Source organism: Gemmatimonadaceae bacterium, from assembly GCA_016720905.1.
Classification (GTDB): domain Bacteria; phylum Gemmatimonadota; class Gemmatimonadetes; order Gemmatimonadales; family Gemmatimonadaceae; genus Gemmatimonas.
Genome location: JADKJT010000005.1, coordinates 24416 through 43040, shown reverse-complemented (window position 1 = coordinate 43040; position 18625 = coordinate 24416). Strand labels below are relative to the sequence as shown.

Sequence of the window (18625 nt, the reverse complement as noted above, 5' to 3'; positions counted from 1 at the left end):
CTACAGCGAGCGAAAGGTGAGTTGGACCTTCACGGCGTCGCCATCGCCCAGTGCCCCGCGCACCTGCGCCGGAACGGCCAGCAGCGTGCGTCCATCCTTGCCACGCCAGACGCTGGTCTCCCACGTGGTCCCATTCACCGTGGCGATCACGGGGGTTCGCCCCCATCCACGCGTCACCGGTGGTGCATACTTATCGGGAACGGGCGCGAACGTCCAACCGCCCTTGCCAGGGTAGCGAAAAAGTGTCGCGGTGAAGCGGCCGCCAAGTGGTTGCGCCATGGTGTCCAACTTATCCTATCATCTGATCCTCAAACAGGACCGCTGGACATGAGTCAACCTGCACCGCCGTTGCCCGGCTGGCCGATCCACACCACCGAGTGGCTGGTGGACGAGCAGGACATCGATTTGCTGGGGCATCTCAACAACCTGGCCACGATGGAGTACTTCGATCGGGCACGCTGGCAGATGATCACCGAGCGCGGCCACGGGTACGATGTCATCCGGGAGTGCGGCCAGGCGCCGGTGATCGTGGCGGTCACGGTGCAGTTCCGGCGCGAAGTGCACCTGCGGCAGCGAATCGTGATCGAGACGTACACGTCGGCCACGTCCACCCGGACCGGCACCGTCGTGCAGGTGATGCGCACACCGGATGGGACAGTGTGCGTCGTGGCCACCTACACGGTGGGGTTGTTCGATCTGACAACCCGTCGACTGATTGCGCCGACGGTGGCGTGGCGGCGGGCGTGTGGCGATCCGGACGTGACTGCAGGCGCCTAGGATGGACGCGTTGCATGGGCAGGCACCCAGTCCCATGTTCCTGTTGGTGCGCGACGCCCATCCCCGACGAGCTTGAATGACCCAAACCCTACGTGCGCAACTCGAGACAGCGCTTGGAGCCAATTTCGCCATCCAGCGCGAACTCGGCGGCGGTGGCATGTCGCGCGTGTTCGTCGCCGACGAAGTGGCGCTCCGGCGTCGCATCGTCATCAAGGTGCTGCCGCCGGAACTGGCCGCGGATGTGTCGATGGCGCGCTTTCAACGCGAGATCGCGTTGGCCGCGCGATTGCAGCACCCGCATATCGTCCCGCTGCTGACCACCGGGAGCGCCGAGGGGTTGCCGTACTTCACCATGCCGTTCGTCGACGGCGAATCGCTGCGCGATCGCATCACGCGCGGCGGGGAGCTTCCCGTCGCCGAATCCGTGCGGTTGCTGCGCGAGATCGCCAGCGCCCTGGCCTACGCGCACGAACAGGGCATTGTGCATCGTGACATCAAGCCGGAGAACATTCTCCTGACGGGTGGGATTGCCCTCGTCACGGACTTCGGTGTCGCCAAGGCGCTCATCGACGCCACCACGGTGGGACACCGCCTGGTCACAGCGGCGGGCGTGGCCGTCGGCACGCCCGCGTACATGTCACCCGAACAGGTGAGCGCGGATCCGGCGATCGATCATCGCGCCGATCTGTACGCGTTTGGCGTAGTGGCCTACGAAATGCTCGCGGGTCGACCGCCATTCGCGGGGCGCACCACGCAGGCATTGCTGGCCGCGCACGTGGTCGAAGCGCCTGAGGGCGTGGCGGTTCGTCGGCCCGCCGTGCCGGCCGCGCTCGCGGCGCTCATCATGCGGTGCCTCGAGAAGCGTCCGGCCGATCGTCCACAGAGTGCCGACGAAGTCGTACGTGAACTCGATGTGCTGGCCACACCGACACCAACGACCACGATCTCGCGTCCCAACACTCCGTCAAGTCGCCGCCGACTGCGCTGGGTGGCGGCCACGCTGCTGCTCACTGCGGTCACCACGGCGACCATCTGGTATGCGCGGCGTGTGACGTCTCCGGCGCGCGTCGCCGTGTCGTCACGGCTGCTCATCGCGCCTTTTGAGAATCTGACCGGCGACTCGCGCTTCGACCACATCGGCTTGATCGCCTCCGACCGGCTTGCCCAGAACATCGCGCAGGATGGGGCCATTGATGTCGTGCCGTCCAATACCGTCTTGCTGGCGCTTCGCGACACGACGGGCGGACAGGCCACGCGATTGCAGCGACTCGCCGACGCGACGCATGCGGGTTTGCTGGTGTCAGGCAGCGTCGTGCTGCGCGGCGACTCGCTGGTGCTGCAGGCGCAGGTGAGCGAAGTGCAGACCGGTCGCGTGGTGCAGACGTTGGTGCCTTCCGCAGGCTCAACCGCCGATCCGGTTGGCGCCGTGGATGCGTTGGGTGATCGCTTGCTGGGCGCGCTGGGCCGACGGCGAGACTTGAGCGTGCTCCCTGAAGGCTTTCGCGCACCCAAGTACGCGGCGTATCAGGAGTTCGCCGCCGGGTTCGAACGGTTCGCCACGGGTGGCGACAACCGGGGATCACGGCCGTTTTTCGAGCGCGCGATTGCCATCGACAGCAGCTATGTGCAAGCGTACAGTCTCCTCATTCGACAATACCTCAACGCCGGCGAGTACGCGCGCGCGGATACGCTGCAGCGCAAGGTTGACCGCCTCCCGGGCGGCCTCACCGCGGCCGAGCGCGCCCAACAGGATTTTGGACGCGCCGAACTGGAAGGCAACCTCGCGAACGGACTGCGAGCGGCCCAGCAGCTTGCCGCCCGGGACTCTGCCGGTGTTCCACTCTATCTGGTCGGTGAGGCGGCCAACTACCTGCTGCAGCCACGACTCGCCGTCCCCGCGTTACTCGCGGCCGAGTCCACATTCGCGCTGATCGGAGGCCAGGCCACGCGAAACTTTGTGCGTGAATTTGCCGAGGCCCTGCATCAAGCCGGTGCTCACGATCGGGAATTGCAGCTGTGGAGGACGCGGGAATCGGCGTTCTCCGATCTCGCGTTCGTGCGTGGGCAACGGCTCCGCGCGCTGGCAGGATTGCGGCAAGATGCGGCTGCCATCGCCGTCGCCGATTCGCTATTGCGCGACACCCGTGATTCCAATGCGCGGGCGCCGTCCGACGTGCTTCTGGGCGCGCTCGAGTTTCGGGTGCACGGCGATTCCGCCACCAGCCGCAGGCTGCTCACGATGGCCGGCGACTGGTACAAGCGCGCACCGTCTTCCGCACCCAGCCCTTCCCGGTTGTTTTACGAGGGGCTCACGATGCTGGCCCGCGGAGTCGCTGACAGTGCGGTCGCGCGGTTCACGACGATCGCGCACAATGCGAAAGACATGGACGCGACGGGCTACCTCGCGCTCAGCGAGTTGGCGCGCGGCAACCGCAACCGCGCACGCATGATTGCCGATTCGCTGGGCGCGCTACACCAGCCATGGCTGTTTGGCGGCCACACCTACTGGCGCGCCGCCATTGTCGGTGCGCTCGGCGACAACGACCAGGCCGTGCAGTTGCTCAAGTTGTCCACCAGTGAAGGCCGCCACATGCAGCAGTGGCACTTCGCCTTCGAGCTGGACGCCCTGCACGGCTACGCACCGTTTGAATCGCTGGTACGCCCGGCTCGATAACAAGGCTTGATCCCAGTCGTGTAGCGGAGGAACTGCCTTGAACCGCAGGGCGCGCGCGGGATATCGATGCGTCGCCTGCGTCCTCTGCGGTTCCGAGTTGTTATCTTGAGGAATATTGAGAGGGAAAGGTCGCCAGGAATGCCATCGCAAACGGTGACCGTTCAATCGCGGCCTCATCAAGCCGGCTCGCCCACTGCAGCGCGTCACTATTGGCCAGGAGAATCAGCGTCACACGCTCTGTGGGCCGGTCACTCAGCACTTTCAGGTACAGTGCCGAGTACTGACCCTCCCAGACTCCTGTATGCCACGCCAGCCGACGTGCCTCGTGCTCGGCGAGAAACCACCCCAGTCCATAGGGCAAGGACGCGCCGGACGGAGTGCGCGTCGGCGCAAAGAGTTGTGCCCGCATCGCGGGATTGAGCAATTGGCCGCTCATCAGTGCGATATCGAAACGTGCCAGATCCATCGCACTGGCAATCACGCCGCCGGCCGCCCCATCGCCCTGCGACGGCGGCGGGTCGGACCGCACCGTCTGTCCGGTCGAGTCAACGTGATACGGTGCCGCCAACAGTGCCGCGAGTTCAGGACGCAACGGCAGGCGCCGAAAGACACGCGCCGCGTTGCGCATGCCGGCCGGCCGCATCACGAGCGAGTCAACCAGACTCGAGAACGCGACGCCCGTGACCTCAGCCATCGGACGCGAGGCCCACGAGTACGACGGCGGATTGTACCAGAATCGTGTGCCCGGTTGGCCATTCGCGGTCATCGACAGCACATGCCGCAAGGTGAGTGCGTCGCCGGTGCACGCATAGTCCCCGAAAAAAATACCGCCGTTTGCACGCGCCTCCTCGCAAAACTCGGCGAAGGTTTCATAACGGCGCATCGGCCGGTCGAGGTCCAGCCGCCCATCCTGCACCAGCCGGAGTGCCACCACGGCGGAGATGGGTTTGCTGACCGACGCAATGTTGAACGGCGTCTCGGGTGTCACCGGTCGTTGTTGCTCGACATTCGCATAACCGAAGCCGCGCGCCAACACGACCGTGGTGTCTCGCAACACGACCATCGCGAGTCCCGGGATGCGCTGCGCGACGCGAAGCGCCTCCACCTGTTGAGCCAGCGACGCCGCTGCCGCAGGATCATGGGCACGCTGGCCATCGAGTGGCGCACCGCCAGACCGATGGGCGACGCAACTGCTGACACCGAACGCACCGACTGCCGCGATCAGACGAGCCGCGCGGGATGATCCAGGCATGAACACTCCCGACAAAGAGGCGACGACGACTCACGTCCTTGCCGTACGCGACGAATCGCACTTCGTTTCGGCAGGACCTCAGCCCCTGGACCATGTATGCGACGTCGAGGCGGTATTGCCCTGCTGGGGATCACGGCAAGCGCGTGCGACTCGTCCACCACGATCGCGCCGCCGGTGGCGCTGACGGCCGTGGGCCGCGCCTACGCCGCCGCGGATACGCTCTTCCGACAGGACCGTCGGTGGTTGGGTGGCGACGCCGCACTCACCATTCCGCTGTCATCGGGCCGCACACTCTGGTTGTTTGGCGACTCCTTCGTGTCGGCCGGTGAACCACCAGTGCGCAGCACGGCCCGGCTGCCGCGCAATACCATCGCCGTGCAAACGGGGAATGATCCGGTCACCGCGACCATGGCGTTCGCGTGGAATCAGACCAACGCATCATCACCAACCGCGTTTTTCCCTGGTGTCGGCACCAACTGGTACTGGCCTGGCCATGGTCTTCGACTGACGGAAGGACCGTTGGTGGTATTCCTCACGTCGGTGCGGTCGACGCCCGGCATCGGCCTCGGGTTCGTGGTGTCCGGATATGCGTTGGCGGTGATCGACAATCCCGACGCCGAACCCGGCGCGTGGCACGTGCGCATGGTGGACGGGCCATCGTTGCCCTTCGATGCGATTCCCGCCACGGCGGTGGTGCGCGATGGCGATCAGGTCGTGGCGCTGGCGGTGCCCACGCAAGGCACCAAACGCGGACTGCTGGTGCGTTACTCGGCCGGTGCGCTCGCCAGCGGCAATCTGTCAGCGGCGCAGTGGTGGACGGGGCCAACCACAGGGTGGCAACCAACGACCGCCGTTGGCACCAGCGGTCCCACCGCCGTGATGGACGACGCCGGGGCTGAGTGCTCCATCCACTGGGACGCGCAGCGCCACGTGTTTGTGCACGTCGCCAGTTATGGATTCGGCGCCACGACGATTGGCCTGCGCACCGCGCCGGCCATCACCGGGCCGTGGACCGCGCCGATGACGGTGTATCGTCCACCGGAGTCAGATGCCGCGCAGCCATTCGTGTATGCGGCCAAGGCGCATCCCACGTTGACGGGGCCTGGTGGCGATCTGCTGGTGACGCACGTGGCGAACAGCTTCACGTTTGCCGACCTGCTCAGTGTAAGCGGTCAGCGTACGCTGTACTGGCCTCGTATGACCGCAGTGCATTTCAGCCGGTGACGACGCGGCCTACTTCGGCTGGTCCGGCGTTTTGGTGCAGTACGACGACCCGCGGCACGACAACGGCGTGAACACCTCCGCCTCAAGCAGCCAGGCGCCGTCAATGCGGCGCCATTTAGCGCTGTAATTCCCGCGGATGACGACCGGTCCATCGGGCTCCGTCCAGGTGCCCACCCACGTGCCGCGCTCGTCGGCCATCGCCCACGGCGCATAGACGCGCACCGCCTGCGGCGTGCGCACGTACCGCACGTCGGGGAGCGCGGCAAACTGCGCGCCATATTGCGCGCCAACTTCGGCGCGCCCGTCGGTGTGCACATTGCGCGAGCTCACCGAGTGGTACGAGGGCGACGCGAGCGCCACCAGCGTCGCGGTGTCGTGCACGGCGATGGCATTATTCGAGCGCGCGCGGGCCGCGCGAACGGCGGCGGCGGTGAGCGGTGCCCCGACTGATTGCGCGCTCACCGACAGGCGCGGGGTGATGCTGGCGACAAGCAGGATCAGTCCGGCACGGGCGGTCTGCCGATGTGATGGGCGCGACATGAGGCCCCGGTTCACGGTTGGCGGATGACAATCGGCACGCGCAGCACGGGCGCGTCGTTTCGACCCCGCGGATCGGTGGGATACCAGAACGTCGTGAAGCGCAGCGCGTAGTCGGCCGGCGCGCCACCGGGAATGGTCACTTCCACATCGAACGTCTGGCCCGCACTGACGGTGCGCCGGGCAGCGCCCGTGGCTTGCTGCCCGGAGGGCAGATCCGCGCCATCGATCGCAAGCGAGCGCCATTGCTGCACGACGGAGTCACGCACGAACGCCACGCGGATCTGCTCATCGACGGGAATGCTGACAAAACGCAGCCGGTGCTTCCCCGGCGTGAGTGTGAGTGGTACGGCCTCGGTGCGCCCGTTGATGGCCAGCGCCCCCGTGGTGGCGTCGCCCAGCAATCCCATCACGATCACGTGGTCGCGCGTGGTGTCGCGCGGCGTGTTGGGTTCTTCGACAATCAGCGCGCCGTACAAGCCCGTGGACAGTTCGCTCCCCGCCTCATCGTGCGTATGATAGATGAACGTGCCTGCGCGCGCCGGCGTGAGTCGCACGACAAACGAATCGCCCGGCGCGATTGGCGGCCGCACGCTGCGGCCTGCTCCGCTCCAGCCGCCGACGCCATCAAACCAGCTTTCGATCTCCATGCCATGCCAGTGCACGGCGAGCGGCGAGGACAAGCGATTCACCACGGTAATGGCGGTGGGTTCGCCGCGACGCAACACGAGCGTTGAGCCGGGGAACTGCATCGAATCACGCGCCGGTGTCGTGGAACCCTGCTGCCAGATGAACGAATGACCGGGCGTGCTGCCAAACACGTTCGCACGCTGCGTGGCGACGACGCGCAGCGACCGCATGGCCGGCGCTCCGGGGTTGCGGCCCGCGGCCAGCGCGAGCGATCGCGCGGCCGCTGCGCCGGCGCGAGGCGCGACCTGAATCCCCATCACCAGTCCCGCCATGTTCTCTTCGGCATGATGGACGGACGACATCGCGTGGCCGCCCGCTGTCGTGCCGGCGCGCGGTTCGATGCGCTGCACCAGTGCCATGTGCCGCACGAGATGACAGTGGAATAGCCAATTGCCCGGGCGCTCAGGGACCCACGTGAGCGACATCGTGCCGTTCCCCGGGAGCATCTCCGTCACCACGCGCCGTTGTTGCGATGGCGTGTAGAGCGAGTCGAGGTTCCCATCGCCACGCGACGTCACCGTGAAATAGAAACCATGCAGGTGCATCGGGTGTTGCGCGGCACTGGCATTGATGACGCGCCAGCGCACGGTTTCGCCGGCGGTGTAGCGCAAACGCTCGGTATTCGGCCAGCTGGCGCCATTGATCATCATCTTGAACGCGGGATCGTGATGCACCCGCGCATCGTCGTCGTCGAGCCAGCGACTGATCAGCAGGATGCGCTCACCGCGCGGCGGCACGGTGCCTGCCGTGTCGACAATCAGCGCGCCCACCAGCGGACCTTCGCCCTTTTCCCCACTCGGCCAGTCGTCGGGCACCGGTGCGGTGGGGTGCTGAACGGCCGGCCGCACGCGTGCCCAGTAGTAGTACGTGCCGGCAGATGTCACCCGAAACAACACGGTCGCGCGCCCGCCCGCGGCCAGCGTGATCGAGTCCACACCCTGGTTGGCCGCATGATCGTGCAGGCCAAACACCACCAGCTGCACGCTGAGCGTATTGTGCAGGGTAACGTGCATGCTGGTGCCCGCGGGAGCCCGCAACAGCGGCCCCGGGACCTTGGCCGGCTGGCCATCCTCGACAAACGCAAAGGCGTTGAGCTCGGCGCCCGCTGACCCCTCGGGGCGCCAGCGCACTTCGCGTATGCTCAGCGACACCCTGAGTGTGTCGGCAATGCGCGCGCCTGCGGCACGGCGGTTGTCTTCCAGCTGCGCGAGCGGCAGTGGTGCACTGCGTCGCGGTGTCGCGGCGAATGTCGCCGGTCGGCCCATCATGGCAAACGCGGCGAGAACGACAGGGAGCAAGGGACGCATGGCGAAGACTATCTCTTCGCCGAAGTCAAGGCCACGCGCTCCCCCCATTTCGCACCGTCAGAGCGACGCGACCAGCGCCCCTATTTTTTCGTCGTCGCTGCGGCCTTGAACCGGGCCCGGATCTCCATGAGCTGCGTGCTGAGCCCCATGTTCTTCTTGATGATGTCTTCAAGCATCTTCATGATGGCGATGTTGTCCTCGATGCTCGTGGGCTCGCCACTGAGGTGCACGCCAAATCCGAAGTGCTCGCCCGGGACCATCACCAGTTCGTTCTGGAGGACCACGTCGCTGGTCCCATCGGCCACGCGCACGGCCACGAACTTCTTGCCCGCCTTTTCCATGTAGCTGATGCGGAGGCCATTCGCACTCGTCGGCCACGCCGGATACGGGTGGGACTTGCCGTCGCTCCCCTCGAAGGTCGTCGAAGCGGTCGTCAGGTTCTTGAAGTTGCGCTCGAAGCCGCCGACGTACATGAGTGCGTGTCGCATCGTTTCCAGTCCGGAGAGTAGTCGTGCCCGCCCCGGCCGAAGCACCGGGAGTCGAACAAGAGTACGGCACAATTGGCCATTTGGGCAGGTGCCAAGCGCCCGCCGGGATTATCTTTCAATTATGAAGAAGAACAAACACAGCGCGATCCCGGACTTTTCGCGCGCCAAGCCGCTGCCGGGAGCCAAGTCCGCGCCAGCCGCCGAGCGGGCGCCCCAGCCCAACCCCCGTCAGCCGGCGAAAGCCCCCACGAAGTCCAAGAACGGTGGACGTCGCGGCACCTGACGACCGCCGCTGAACGGCCTCCGCAGGGTCGGCCTACCGGCCGAACCGGTCCAGCGCAAACAGCGAGAGGTCAAACGACGGCTCCCTATCCGTCGCCAGGTCCGCCAGCAGTTCACCAATGGCGCTGGCAAACTTGAAGCCGTGACCTGAGCACGGGCTGGCCACGATCACGGCCGGATGTCCCGGATGACGGCCGATGACGAAGTGCTCATCCGGCGCATTCGTGTACATGCATACCGCCGTCTGGCGAAGCATGCCGTCGGCGTCGGGGATGTGGCGACGGATGATCGCGCGAACGCCCTCCACTTCATCCATCGACACGTCGCGATCGATCGAGTCGGGATGCGTGGCTCCGCCGAAATGGTGACGTGCCACCTTGACCCCGTCACCGAGGTCGGGGAACCCATACCACATCTGCCCCGGGTCGTGCTCGCTGATGAAGATCGGGAAGGCGTCCGGCGTGAAACGTTCCGGCGTCCTGACCGGGGCGAACCACAGGAGCACGTTCCGCTGCACCACCAGCGGCAGCGCCAGTTCCTCAACCAGTTGGCGTGTCCAGGCGCCGACGGATAGCACCAGCGACGCGGCGGTGTAACGGCCGGCCGTGGTCACCACCTCCACGCCCCCGGCGATGGCGCTCCAGCCCACCAGTGATTCCCCGGTATGCACCTCGGCACCGTTCCGGCGGGCCACCGTGAGAGCACTCTCGATGGCAATCTCCGGCAGGAGGACGCCCGCCCGCGGTTCCCAGACTCCGACCATCTCGGGGTCCGGCCGAAAGGCCGGAAACCGACGCGCAACCTCTTTCGCGTCGAGCAGCTCGTGCGGCAACCGATGCAGCTCGGCGCTGAGCCGGGCCCCGCGCACGAGGGTGCCATCGGGCGGGCCCAGCATCAAGCCGCCGGTTTGCCGGAAGATGGTGGCACCGCGCTCTGCCTCGAGCTCGGCCCAGCATGCGTAGGCCCGTTGAACGAGGGGCACGTAGCGCGGGTCTTCGAAATACGCCTCGCGAATGATGCGCGATTGGCCGTGGGAAGAACCCATCGCGTGCGGCGGGTCGAAACGGTCGAGACCCAGCACCCGGTGCCCGCGCCGAGCCAGCTGATGCAGCGTGAGGCTGCCCATCGCGCCAAGACCGGCGACGATCACATCATAGGAGGTCGTCATACCGTGCAAGGCTAGATGAGATTCCGGTCGTAGGCAATTGCGCCGGATCGGCGTGTCGGCAGCTATGTTGCCCCACCTCTTCGCGAGAAACACCATGTCGTTCCCTCCACGCATCGTCTGGTCGCACGCGGCCACACTGGTTGCGCTGCTGCTCCTGCCGTCCGCACTGCGCGCACAACAGCGGGTCCCGGTGGGCTCGCGCACCGCGCCCTATCCGCATGCCGCCGAACCCATTGGCACGCTGCGACAGATCTACGACGGCGTGTTGTCGCCGGAGATGGCGGTCAACACCTTTCGCAACATTGACCGACTGCTGCCGACCCGCACGGTTGCACCGGCGACGCAACCGTTGCGCCTGCCTCCAGCAACCACCCCGTTGCGCACGGTGCGCTTTCGTGACCACGGACACGACTACGATCTGGCCGACTACCTGCGACTGAATCGCGTCGCTGGGTTGCTCGTGCTCAAGGATGGACGTGTGAAGCTGGAGCGCTATCAGTTTGGCAACAGCGCGCGCACCCGATGGATGTCCATGTCGGTGGCCAAGTCGGTGACGTCCACCCTTATCGGTGTCGCGTTGAAGGACGGCGCCATCGCTTCGCTGTCGGACCCGGTCACGCAGTATGTGCCGGTGTTGACGGGCAGCGCGTACGAAGGCGTCAGCATCCGCGACGTGTTGTTGATGGCGTCGGGTGTGCGGTGGAATGAGACGTACACGGACCCGGCATCCGATCGACGACGTTTACTCGAGGCGCAACTGTCACTCAAGGCGGGATCGGCGATGGTCCTCATGGCCGCGCTGCCGCGGATCAGCGAACCCGGTACGGCCAACACCTATAACACGGGTGAGACGCAGGTCGCCGCCGAGATTCTGCGGAAAGCCGTGAACGAACCCTTGGCGACCTATCTCTCGGAGAAGATCTGGAGTCGGTTCGGCATGGAATCAGAAGCGAAGTGGTGGCTGGACGCCCCCGATGGCGTGGAGATTGGCGGCAGTGGCTTGAGTGCCACCTTGCGCGACTTCGGTCGCTTCGGATTGTTCGTGTTGGGAGATGGCGTAGTGAACGGCCGGTCGATCCTGCCCGCCGGCTGGGTGGCCGAGGCGGGCAGTCCGAAGACACTGCGTGGCGGGAAGGCGTTGGACTACGGGTACCTGTGGTGGACGGGCACGACCTCGTCGCGATTGGCCGACCGCGCGTTCGCAGCGGAGGGGATCCACGGTCAGTTCCTGTACATCAATCCGGCGGCGCAGGTCGTGATTGTGGTGCAGAGTGCGCAACCCAAGCCAACCGGCGGCGCGGTGATCGACGACTGGTCGTTTTTCGACGCGGTGGTCGAGTCTGTGCGGAGACGGTGAACGTGCAGGTGTCCGGAAACACCTGATGGGCCGTTCGGGCGTACGGGCACAGTATGCAGGCGTGGTTTGGCGTCCCCTGTGCTGACTGACTGCGGAGGGTTTCACATGCTGGTGAGAGACGTGATGTCGCGGAAGGTGTTCACCATCAGGGCCGACAAGCACTTGCGCGCCGTCGACGAGATCATGAAGTGGGCACACGTCCGTCACGTGCCGGTGGTTGAGGCGGACGGCCGACTGGTGGGCATTGTCAGCCACCGGGACTTGATGGCCGCCGCCATCTCGTCGCTCCAGATCAGGGTATCCGAGGTCGAGCGCGCCCAACATCTGGCGGCCAGTGAGGTGCGGCAATTGATGCATCGTCCCGCCGCGACGATCGGACCATCTGAACGGGTACAGCGTGCAGCCCACCTGATGCGCTCGCTCAAGATCGGGTGCCTTCCCGTGCTTGAGGACGGCCACCTGGTCGGCATTGTGACCGAAGCCGATTTGCTGGGCATCGTAGAGCAATTGCCGGACGCCGCACTCTCTCCGCGGATGGCGTAGGCCTGGGATTCAGGGTTTCCGCCACACCTCGCGCCAACGCTCTTCGCCGGTCAGGTGTCCGCCGATCGCGCGACCAATGAACACACCAGGAATGGCGCCAATCGCGTAATACGCGAGAAAGCCTCCGACATTGCCGGAATTCACGGCACACGATCCGTCGGTGAATCCGCAGGCGAGTCCCACGAACGCCGCACCGCTGAGCAAACCGCCGACGACGGCACCGGCCGTTCGATGCGACGATCGTCCGGCGCTGACCTCAAGACGCGTCAATGTCGCCAGAGGCAGTCGAAGCGGCGCCGTGGCATCCGAGCGGAGCTGCAGCACACTCGCGTCCATCGCGGAGACGGTCCCGACGCGAATCCCGCCACCATCCCTCATGCCAATGGGAAGGACCGAGTCCGGCATCCAGACGCGCACCCGCGTGCCGATTGACAGGATGGGCTGGGCCGTGAGCGGTGTCGCCAACAGACCGGCAATCAGCGCAATACCAGTGGAGATCGCACGCATGGGAACCTCGGAGGGCGGTGCCTGCACGCTAGCCGCTGGCGCGCCGACCATTGTCGGCGGCTCCCTCACAACCGCCTGCACTATCCCCCGTCAGGCAGTCCCCGATACTCCGGTTCGAACAATGTCGACATTCTCATCAGACACTGTGGGGCCATCCGGTCCACCGGTTCTTTCGGGAGTTCGCAATGACTGAAACCGTTCAATCCTCAAGTGGCGCATTCGTCAAGTACGGAGCGACAGCGCTGCCCACCGGTCCGATTCTGATCGCGACGGACACATCGCCGGATTCGGATGCGGCCTTTCCCCTCGCGCAGGTGGTGGCGGCTCAGACACATGCGGATGTCCACATCATCAGTGTCCTGGGGCCGTTCGCCACGTCGATGTATGCGTTTGACGGGATGCCCATGCCGTCCGAACCCGACGACGGGCCGCGTCTTGATCGCGAAGTGGCCGTGCGCGCCCAGTTGGATCGCCTGGTATCATCGAATGCCGGGTGGCCGGTTATCGTTCGGGGTGGCGAGTCGACACGGGAGATTGTCGACTACGGGGCCACAGTCGACGCGCGCGTGGTGCTGGCAGGGCGCGGACACCACGGGGCGATTGGGCGCTTGCTGGGCGGGGAGACCATCCTTCGCATGTTGCAGCTGGGCGATCGACCGATTCTCGCGGTGGAGCCCGGACTGACGTGGCTCCCGCGCCGCGTCGTGATTGCCACTGACCTCAGCGAGTACAGCGTGTATGCGGCGCGCGTCGCCGTCTCCCTGATCGCGCCGGACGCGACGGTTCACCTGGTGAATGTCGGACCGGAATTCGAAAAGACCGATCCGATACTTCGCGAACGCGCCGTCGCGTTTCGCGAGCAGGCGCGTCATCGCTTTGTCGAGATCCGTGAACTGCTGGACGGTCGGGAACTGCAGTTTGAGGAGGCGCTGCTCACCGGCAATGCGGCGGACGAACTGCTGCGGTATGCCGAGTCGGTGCGCGCCGACCTGATCGTGTCGGCGACACATGGTTACGGGTTTGTGCGGCGCCTGTTGCTGGGGAGCGTGGCCAGCGTGCTGGTGCGCGGCGCGCCGTGCTCCGTCTTGTGCGTGCCCGGGTCGGCGCGCACGACCTCGGCATCGAACGCCCGGGCACTCGATCCGGGTCACACACGGATCTTTGCCACTGGGGCACGGGACGCCGAGCTGAGCGCATTCAGTGACCGACACCGGGGCCACCCGTGTACCGTGTCGATTCATCAGCCAGAACTTGGCGCCCAGGTGCTCGGGCACGCGCTCACCTTCGTTGGCGCCACGTATGACCCCCATGCGCGTGTCGCATCGCTCATGTTCGGGGCGTCGCAGCTGGCTGGCGCCCACCTGACCCACAGTGTGACCGGCGTCTCCGAGATCGATCTCTCGATTGACGGAGCTGGACACGATCGGGTGCTGCGACTGGTACACGGCACCGGATACACCCTCGTGGCACTCGAGTGACCCGCGTCGCGGTCGACAGCGAAATCCGCCGCTCGTTTGCCGATCGCGGGGAGGTGCTTTTCCACGCACAGGGCCTCGACAAGGTGTATGGATCCGGCGACATCGAGGTCGTCGCGCTGCGCAGCATCGATCTCGACTTGTTTGGCGGAGAGTTCGTCGTCATCCTCGGTCCATCGGGTAGTGGCAAGTCCACGTTGCTCAACGTGCTCGGCGGACTCGACGTGCCGTCCGGCGGCACGGTCACCTTCCGCGATCACGTCCTCACCGGAGCGACCGAGCGCGACCTCACGCAATACCGGCGCGAGCACGTGGGGTTTGTCTTTCAGTTCTACAACCTCATTCCCAGTTTGACCGCGCTGGAAAACGTTCAACTGGTCACCGACCTGACGACGGAGGATCCACACCATCGCGCGGCACAGGATCCGGCCGAAGCACTGCGGCTCGTCGGCCTCGGCGAGCGACTCCATTTCTTTCCCGCCCAGCTGTCAGGTGGCGAGCAACAGCGCGTCGCCATTGCGCGGGCGGTCGCCAAGCGCCCCGACGTGCTGCTGTGCGACGAACCCACAGGCGCGCTCGATTTCGAAACCGGCAAGCTGGTGCTCGACGCGCTCCGCCGCGCGAATCGCGAGCTGGGCACGACCACGGTCGTCATCACCCACAACGTGGGGATCGCGGCCATGGCCGATCGCGTGCTGAAGATGCGTAGCGGACGGATCGTCGAGGTGGTGCAAAACGCGACGCCGGCTGATCCGTCGACGCTGGCGTGGTAGATCGTCCATGCGCTTTCTCCGTCCGCTCGATCGCAAGGCGATCCGAGATGTATGGCACCTCAGGGGTCCGGCGCTGGCGATTGCCGTAGTCGTGTTGTGCGGCGTCGCCAGCTTCGTGTCCATGCGCTCGATGGTGCCGCATCTGACGAATGCGCAACAGGCGTACTATCGCGATTCGCGGTTTGCCGACCTCTGGGTCAACGTGAAGCGCGCGCCCGTCTCCGTCCTGCGGGAGATCGCCGCGATGCCGGGGGTCACGGCCGTCGAGGTGCGGGTGTCCGGAGAAGTGATCCTCGACGTTCCGGGGCTTCCCGAACCGGCCACGGGGTTGATCGTCGGGCTTCCGACTTCGCGAGTACCGGCGCTCGACCTGATCACGATTCGTCGAGGGCGCGCCCTCGCCACGGGCCATGACGATGACGTCGTCATCAGCGAGGGATTTGCGAACGCCAACGCCCTCGCGCCCGGCGACTCACTGGGCGCGGTGGTGAACGGCCGCTGGCGACAACTGCACATCGTGGGGACGGCGCTGTCGCCGGAGTTCGTGCTGGAGATGCGTCCTACGGATCTCTTCCCCGACAACCAGCGTTATGGCATCGTGTGGATTGCCGAGGATGCGGCACGCGCGGCCTTCGGCATGCAAGGAGCGTGGAATCAAGCGGCCATTGCGCTCGCCAAAGGCGCCTCGGCGTCAGAGGTCATCGCGCGTCTCGACGTGCTGCTGGCGCGGTATGGCACGCTCGGCGCGTACGGGCGTTCGCTGCAGATGTCCCATCGCTTTCTCTCTGACGAAATCAAACAGGCGCGGGCGATGGCCACGGCAGCCCCCGCAATCTTTCTTGGCGTGGCCGCCTTCCTGCTGAACATCGTGCTGTCACGCATTGTGGCCTCACAACGTGAACAGATCGGCATGCTCAAGGCGTTCGGGCTGACGGCCTGGGAGTTGGCGCGCCACTACGCCCTCATCGCGTTGGGACCGGTGTTGGCGGGTGCGCTCTCCGGGAGCGTGCTCGGCCTGTGGCTGGCCGGACAGATGGCCGGGTTGTATGCGCGCTACTATCGCATTCCGAACGCACCGTTCCAACCGCACCTCTCGGTGATCGTGATCGGCGTCGGCATCAGCGTGTTGGCGGCGCTGTTCGGCGCGGTGAGCGCCGTTCGCCGCGTGCTCCGCCTGCCGGCCGCCGATGCCATGCGCCCCGAAGCGCCAGCCCGTTACCGGGCGGGCCTTGCCGAGTCGATGCATCTCGATCGCTGGCTGTCGCCGGTTGGCCGTATGACCCTTCGCGCCATTGAACGCCGTCCGCTCCGCGCTGCGTTGGGCGTGCTGGGCATGGCGCTCGGCGTCGCCGTGATGATGGTGGGGGCGTTCCAGTTCGACGCCATTCGCACGCTGCGGGATGTGCAGTTTGAATACGCGCAGCGCGAGGACATCGCCGTGACGTTCACCGGTCCGCGCGGCGAGAACGCGTTGCGCGAACTGTCGCATCTTCCCGGCGTTACGCGCGTCGAGGCCACGCGCGCGGCTGCGGTTCGTGTTCAACATGAACAACACACTCGACAGCTCGGCCTCGTCGCGGTCGACGGCGGTGCCAGGCTCCGACCCGTTGTCGATGCGCACGGTCGGCGGGTGGAGTTGCCCGGCGATGGCCTGTTGATCTCCCGCTCCCTGGCAACGCTGCTCGACGTCCACGTCGGTGATACCGTGCGTGTTGAAGCGCTGACCGGCCGTCGCCATGCCGCGCCCATGCGAATTGGTGCGCTGCTGAATGACCTGGTGGGCACCAACGCCTACCTCCCGACCGACGAGCTGCGGCGATTCGTTGGCGAGGGTGACGTGCTGGACGGCGCGGTAATGTCCGTGGAGGCAGAGTGGCAGGATACCGCGTACGCGCGCCTCAAGCGCTTTCCCGGCGTTGCGGGTGTCGGTGCGCGTGCGGCGGTCGTCGCCAACTTCGACAAGATGATGGCCGACAGCTTCAACGTGACCCTGTTCACCCTGCTCCTGTTCGCTGGCGCGCTGGCGGTGGGTGTCGTGTACAACACCGCCCGCATCGCGCTGTCGGAACGTGGTCGGGAGCTTGCCAGTCTGCGTGTGCTCGGCTTTACCCGCAGCGAGGTGGCGCGCATGCTGTTTGGCGAACAGCTCGCGCTGGGATTCGCCGCCGTGCCGGTCGGCTACCTGATTGGCGCGATGTTCTGCTGGCTCTTGGTCTCGGGCTTCAGCTCAGAGCTCTTTCGGCTGCCCTTCGTGATCCATCCCCGCACGTTCCTGAGTTCGGCGCTTCTGCTGGTCGTGGCCGGACTGGGTTCCGCCGTACTCGTACGACGGCGGCTCGATCAACTCGATCTCGTCGCTGTCCTCAAGACCCGTGAATAAGAGGCGATTGCCATGAACATCACGCGCAGGTGGCGGTGGATCGTCGGCACAGCGCTGATCGGCGGCGGCGCCTGGATCGCCTTGTCACGTACCAAGGCGACCGATGTGGACATGGGCACAGTGACCGTCGGCGCGTTGCGCGTATCGGTTGACGAAGACGGCACCACGCGGGTGCGCGGACACGCCGACGTGAGCGCACCGGTGGGCGGCCGTTGGGTACCGTCGGCGCTCCGCGCCGGGGATGCTGTGCGTGCGGGCGACGCGCTGGGCTCCCTCTTTCCGGCGCCGTTGGATGCGTCGGCGCAGGATCAGGCCCGGGCACGGCTTGGTGCCGCCGAGGCGGCACAACGCGAAGCGGAAACCCGGGTCACGGCAGCCCGCGCGGCGCTTGACGAAGCGTCCCGTGGGCTTGCGCGCGCGCAACACATGGTCGAGGCGGGTGGCATGTCACCCCAGGATCTCGAGCGCGCGCGTGATGCCGTCACAGGGCGTCAAAGCGAATTCGACGGTGCCCGCCTCAGAGCGAGGGCCGCGACATACGAGATGGAAAGCGCTCGCGCGGTCGTTGCCCCCTTCGGAGGAACTCGCAACGCCATGCGCATCGTGGCACCCGTGGGTGGCACCGTGCTGCGTGTGTTCGAAGAACACGAACGCGTCGTGGCTCCGGGCGCGCTGTTGACGGAGGTTGGAGACCCGCGTGATCTTGAGGTCGTCATTCCGCTCCTCACGTCGGACGCGGGGCGCGTACGAGTGGGCGCAGCGGTGTCCCTGACATTCGGGGAGCGCGACGACACGCTGCGCGGCCGAGTGAGCCGCGTGGAACCGTCGGCCTTTACGAAGGTCTCGGCGCTGGGAGTCGAGGAACAGCGGGTGAATATCATCGCCACGGCCCCGGCCACTGAGGCCCATGTGGGCGACCAGTATCGCGTGCACGCCCGCGTCACGGTGTGGGAGTCACCCCGCGTGGTGCGAATCCCCGCTGGCGCGCTCGTCCGTGACGGTGAGCAGTGGTTCACCTATGTCGTCACCGGCGGTCGCGCTCGACGTCGCGCGGTGAAGGTGGGAGAGCGAGGTGATAACGTGGTGGAAGTGCGCGAAGGACTCGCTGACGGTGACCGCGTCGTGGTATACCCGGGTGATCTGATCGCGGATGGACTCCGCGTGCGACCGCGATGAAGGCTCGGCAGTGGC

Annotated in this window: 17 protein-coding genes; 10 read left to right on the top strand and 7 right to left on the bottom strand. The window is 66.1% G+C overall.

Translation table 11 applies throughout. The features are described from left to right. The gene (locus tag IPP90_06280) at nt 1-279 is read right to left on the bottom strand and encodes a DUF1905 domain-containing protein (protein ID MBL0170330.1); all 279 of its coding nucleotides are present in this window, start codon (nt 277-279) and stop codon (nt 1-3) included. Between the two features lie 48 nt (nt 280-327). Between IPP90_06280 and IPP90_06275 the strand changes: the two genes are divergently transcribed. Further along, on the top strand, nt 328-777 hold the full coding sequence (locus IPP90_06275) for an acyl-CoA thioesterase (GenBank protein MBL0170329.1): 450 nt from the start codon (nt 328-330) through the stop codon (nt 775-777). A gap of 76 nt (nt 778-853) precedes the next feature. After that, entirely contained in the window at nt 854-3451 is a 2598-nt protein-coding gene (locus tag IPP90_06270; GenBank protein ID MBL0170328.1) for a protein kinase, read from the top strand. A gap of 100 nt (nt 3452-3551) precedes the next feature. Here the strand turns inward: IPP90_06270 and IPP90_06265 are convergent, their stop codons facing one another. Continuing rightward, entirely contained in the window at nt 3552-4703 is a 1152-nt protein-coding gene (locus IPP90_06265) for a beta-lactamase family protein (GenBank protein ID MBL0170327.1), read from the bottom strand. A gap of 96 nt (nt 4704-4799) precedes the next feature. On the opposite strand from IPP90_06265, the gene IPP90_06260 reads away from it, so the two are divergent. After that, a complete protein-coding gene (locus IPP90_06260; GenBank protein MBL0170326.1) occupies nt 4800-5927 on the top strand; it encodes a DUF4185 domain-containing protein in 1128 nt (375 codons plus the stop codon). Nucleotides 5928-5936: 9 nt separating this feature from the next. On the opposite strand, the gene IPP90_06255 is transcribed toward IPP90_06260, so the two are convergent. From IPP90_06255 to IPP90_06245, 3 genes are all read right to left on the bottom strand, one after another. Beyond that, the gene (locus IPP90_06255) at nt 5937-6467 is read right to left on the bottom strand and encodes a nuclear transport factor 2 family protein (protein MBL0170325.1); all 531 of its coding nucleotides are present in this window, start codon (nt 6465-6467) and stop codon (nt 5937-5939) included. Nucleotides 6468-6478: 11 nt separating this feature from the next. Further along, nucleotides 6479-8461 carry a multicopper oxidase domain-containing protein gene (locus IPP90_06250; protein ID MBL0170324.1) on the bottom strand — a complete coding sequence of 661 codons (1983 nt, stop codon included), beginning with the start codon at nt 8459-8461 and terminating at the stop codon, nt 6479-6481. 80 nt (nt 8462-8541) lie between these two features. Then, nucleotides 8542-8949: a hypothetical protein gene (locus IPP90_06245; protein ID MBL0170323.1), complete on the bottom strand. Its 408-nt coding sequence runs from the start codon at nt 8947-8949 to the stop codon at nt 8542-8544. Between the two features lie 121 nt (nt 8950-9070). Here IPP90_06245 and IPP90_06240 point away from each other — a divergent pair, with 121 nt between their 5' ends. After that, entirely contained in the window at nt 9071-9232 is a 162-nt protein-coding gene (locus IPP90_06240; GenBank protein ID MBL0170322.1) for a hypothetical protein, read from the top strand. A 33-nt stretch (nt 9233-9265) separates the two neighbouring features. On the opposite strand, the gene solA is transcribed toward IPP90_06240, so the two are convergent. Further along, the gene (solA, locus tag IPP90_06235) at nt 9266-10399 is read right to left on the bottom strand and encodes an N-methyl-L-tryptophan oxidase (protein ID MBL0170321.1); all 1134 of its coding nucleotides are present in this window, start codon (nt 10397-10399) and stop codon (nt 9266-9268) included. Between the two features lie 94 nt (nt 10400-10493). Between solA and IPP90_06230 the strand changes: the two genes are divergently transcribed. Then, nucleotides 10494-11756: a serine hydrolase gene (locus IPP90_06230; protein ID MBL0170320.1), complete on the top strand. Its 1263-nt coding sequence runs from the start codon at nt 10494-10496 to the stop codon at nt 11754-11756. Nucleotides 11757-11861: 105 nt separating this feature from the next. After that, on the top strand, nt 11862-12299 hold the full coding sequence (locus IPP90_06225) for a CBS domain-containing protein (protein ID MBL0170319.1): 438 nt from the start codon (nt 11862-11864) through the stop codon (nt 12297-12299). A 9-nt stretch (nt 12300-12308) separates the two neighbouring features. On the opposite strand, the gene IPP90_06220 is transcribed toward IPP90_06225, so the two are convergent. Beyond that, entirely contained in the window at nt 12309-12806 is a 498-nt protein-coding gene (locus IPP90_06220) for a hypothetical protein (protein MBL0170318.1), read from the bottom strand. A gap of 185 nt (nt 12807-12991) precedes the next feature. Between IPP90_06220 and IPP90_06215 the strand changes: the two genes are divergently transcribed. The 4 genes from IPP90_06215 to IPP90_06200 are packed head-to-tail and all read left to right on the top strand — an operon-like array spanning nt 12992 to nt 18610. Continuing rightward, the gene (locus IPP90_06215) at nt 12992-14284 is read left to right on the top strand and encodes a universal stress protein (protein ID MBL0170317.1); all 1293 of its coding nucleotides are present in this window, start codon (nt 12992-12994) and stop codon (nt 14282-14284) included. 23 nt (nt 14285-14307) lie between these two features. Further along, complete coding sequence (locus tag IPP90_06210; GenBank protein MBL0170316.1) at nt 14308-15054, top strand: ABC transporter ATP-binding protein; 747 nt, start codon at nt 14308-14310, stop codon at nt 15052-15054. A 7-nt stretch (nt 15055-15061) separates the two neighbouring features. Next, on the top strand, nt 15062-17434 hold the full coding sequence (locus IPP90_06205) for an FtsX-like permease family protein (protein ID MBL0170315.1): 2373 nt from the start codon (nt 15062-15064) through the stop codon (nt 17432-17434). A gap of 12 nt (nt 17435-17446) precedes the next feature. After that, nucleotides 17447-18610 (top strand): HlyD family efflux transporter periplasmic adaptor subunit, encoded by a 1164-nt coding sequence (locus IPP90_06200; protein ID MBL0170314.1) that lies wholly within the window; start codon nt 17447-17449, stop codon nt 18608-18610. Nucleotides 18611-18625: the final 15 nt, after the last annotated feature.

Excerpts from the sequence above, each read along its gene's own strand:
- IPP90_06220 (MBL0170318.1), bottom strand. The coding sequence starts at position 12,806 with ATGCGTGCGATCTCCACTGGTATTGCGCTGATTGCCGGTCTGTTGGCG.
- solA (MBL0170321.1), bottom strand. The coding sequence starts at position 10,399 with ATGACGACCTCCTATGATGTGATCGTCGCCGGTCTTGGCGCGATGGGC.
- IPP90_06230 (MBL0170320.1), top strand. The coding sequence starts at position 10,494 with ATGTCGTTCCCTCCACGCATCGTCTGGTCGCACGCGGCCACACTGGTT.
- IPP90_06245 (MBL0170323.1), bottom strand. The coding sequence starts at position 8,949 with ATGCGACACGCACTCATGTACGTCGGCGGCTTCGAGCGCAACTTCAAG.
- IPP90_06270 (MBL0170328.1), top strand. The coding sequence starts at position 854 with ATGACCCAAACCCTACGTGCGCAACTCGAGACAGCGCTTGGAGCCAAT.
- IPP90_06225 (MBL0170319.1), top strand. The coding sequence starts at position 11,862 with ATGCTGGTGAGAGACGTGATGTCGCGGAAGGTGTTCACCATCAGGGCC.
- IPP90_06275 (MBL0170329.1), top strand. The coding sequence starts at position 328 with ATGAGTCAACCTGCACCGCCGTTGCCCGGCTGGCCGATCCACACCACC.
- IPP90_06205 (MBL0170315.1), top strand. The coding sequence starts at position 15,062 with ATGCGCTTTCTCCGTCCGCTCGATCGCAAGGCGATCCGAGATGTATGG.
- IPP90_06250 (MBL0170324.1), bottom strand. The coding sequence starts at position 8,461 with ATGCGTCCCTTGCTCCCTGTCGTTCTCGCCGCGTTTGCCATGATGGGC.
- IPP90_06215 (MBL0170317.1), top strand. The coding sequence starts at position 12,992 with ATGACTGAAACCGTTCAATCCTCAAGTGGCGCATTCGTCAAGTACGGA.
- IPP90_06200 (MBL0170314.1), top strand. The coding sequence starts at position 17,447 with ATGAACATCACGCGCAGGTGGCGGTGGATCGTCGGCACAGCGCTGATC.
- IPP90_06260 (MBL0170326.1), top strand. The coding sequence starts at position 4,800 with ATGCGACGTCGAGGCGGTATTGCCCTGCTGGGGATCACGGCAAGCGCG.
- IPP90_06280 (MBL0170330.1), bottom strand. The coding sequence starts at position 279 with ATGGCGCAACCACTTGGCGGCCGCTTCACCGCGACACTTTTTCGCTAC.
- IPP90_06240 (MBL0170322.1), top strand. The coding sequence starts at position 9,071 with ATGAAGAAGAACAAACACAGCGCGATCCCGGACTTTTCGCGCGCCAAG.
- IPP90_06265 (MBL0170327.1), bottom strand. The coding sequence starts at position 4,703 with ATGCCTGGATCATCCCGCGCGGCTCGTCTGATCGCGGCAGTCGGTGCG.
- IPP90_06255 (MBL0170325.1), bottom strand. The coding sequence starts at position 6,467 with ATGTCGCGCCCATCACATCGGCAGACCGCCCGTGCCGGACTGATCCTG.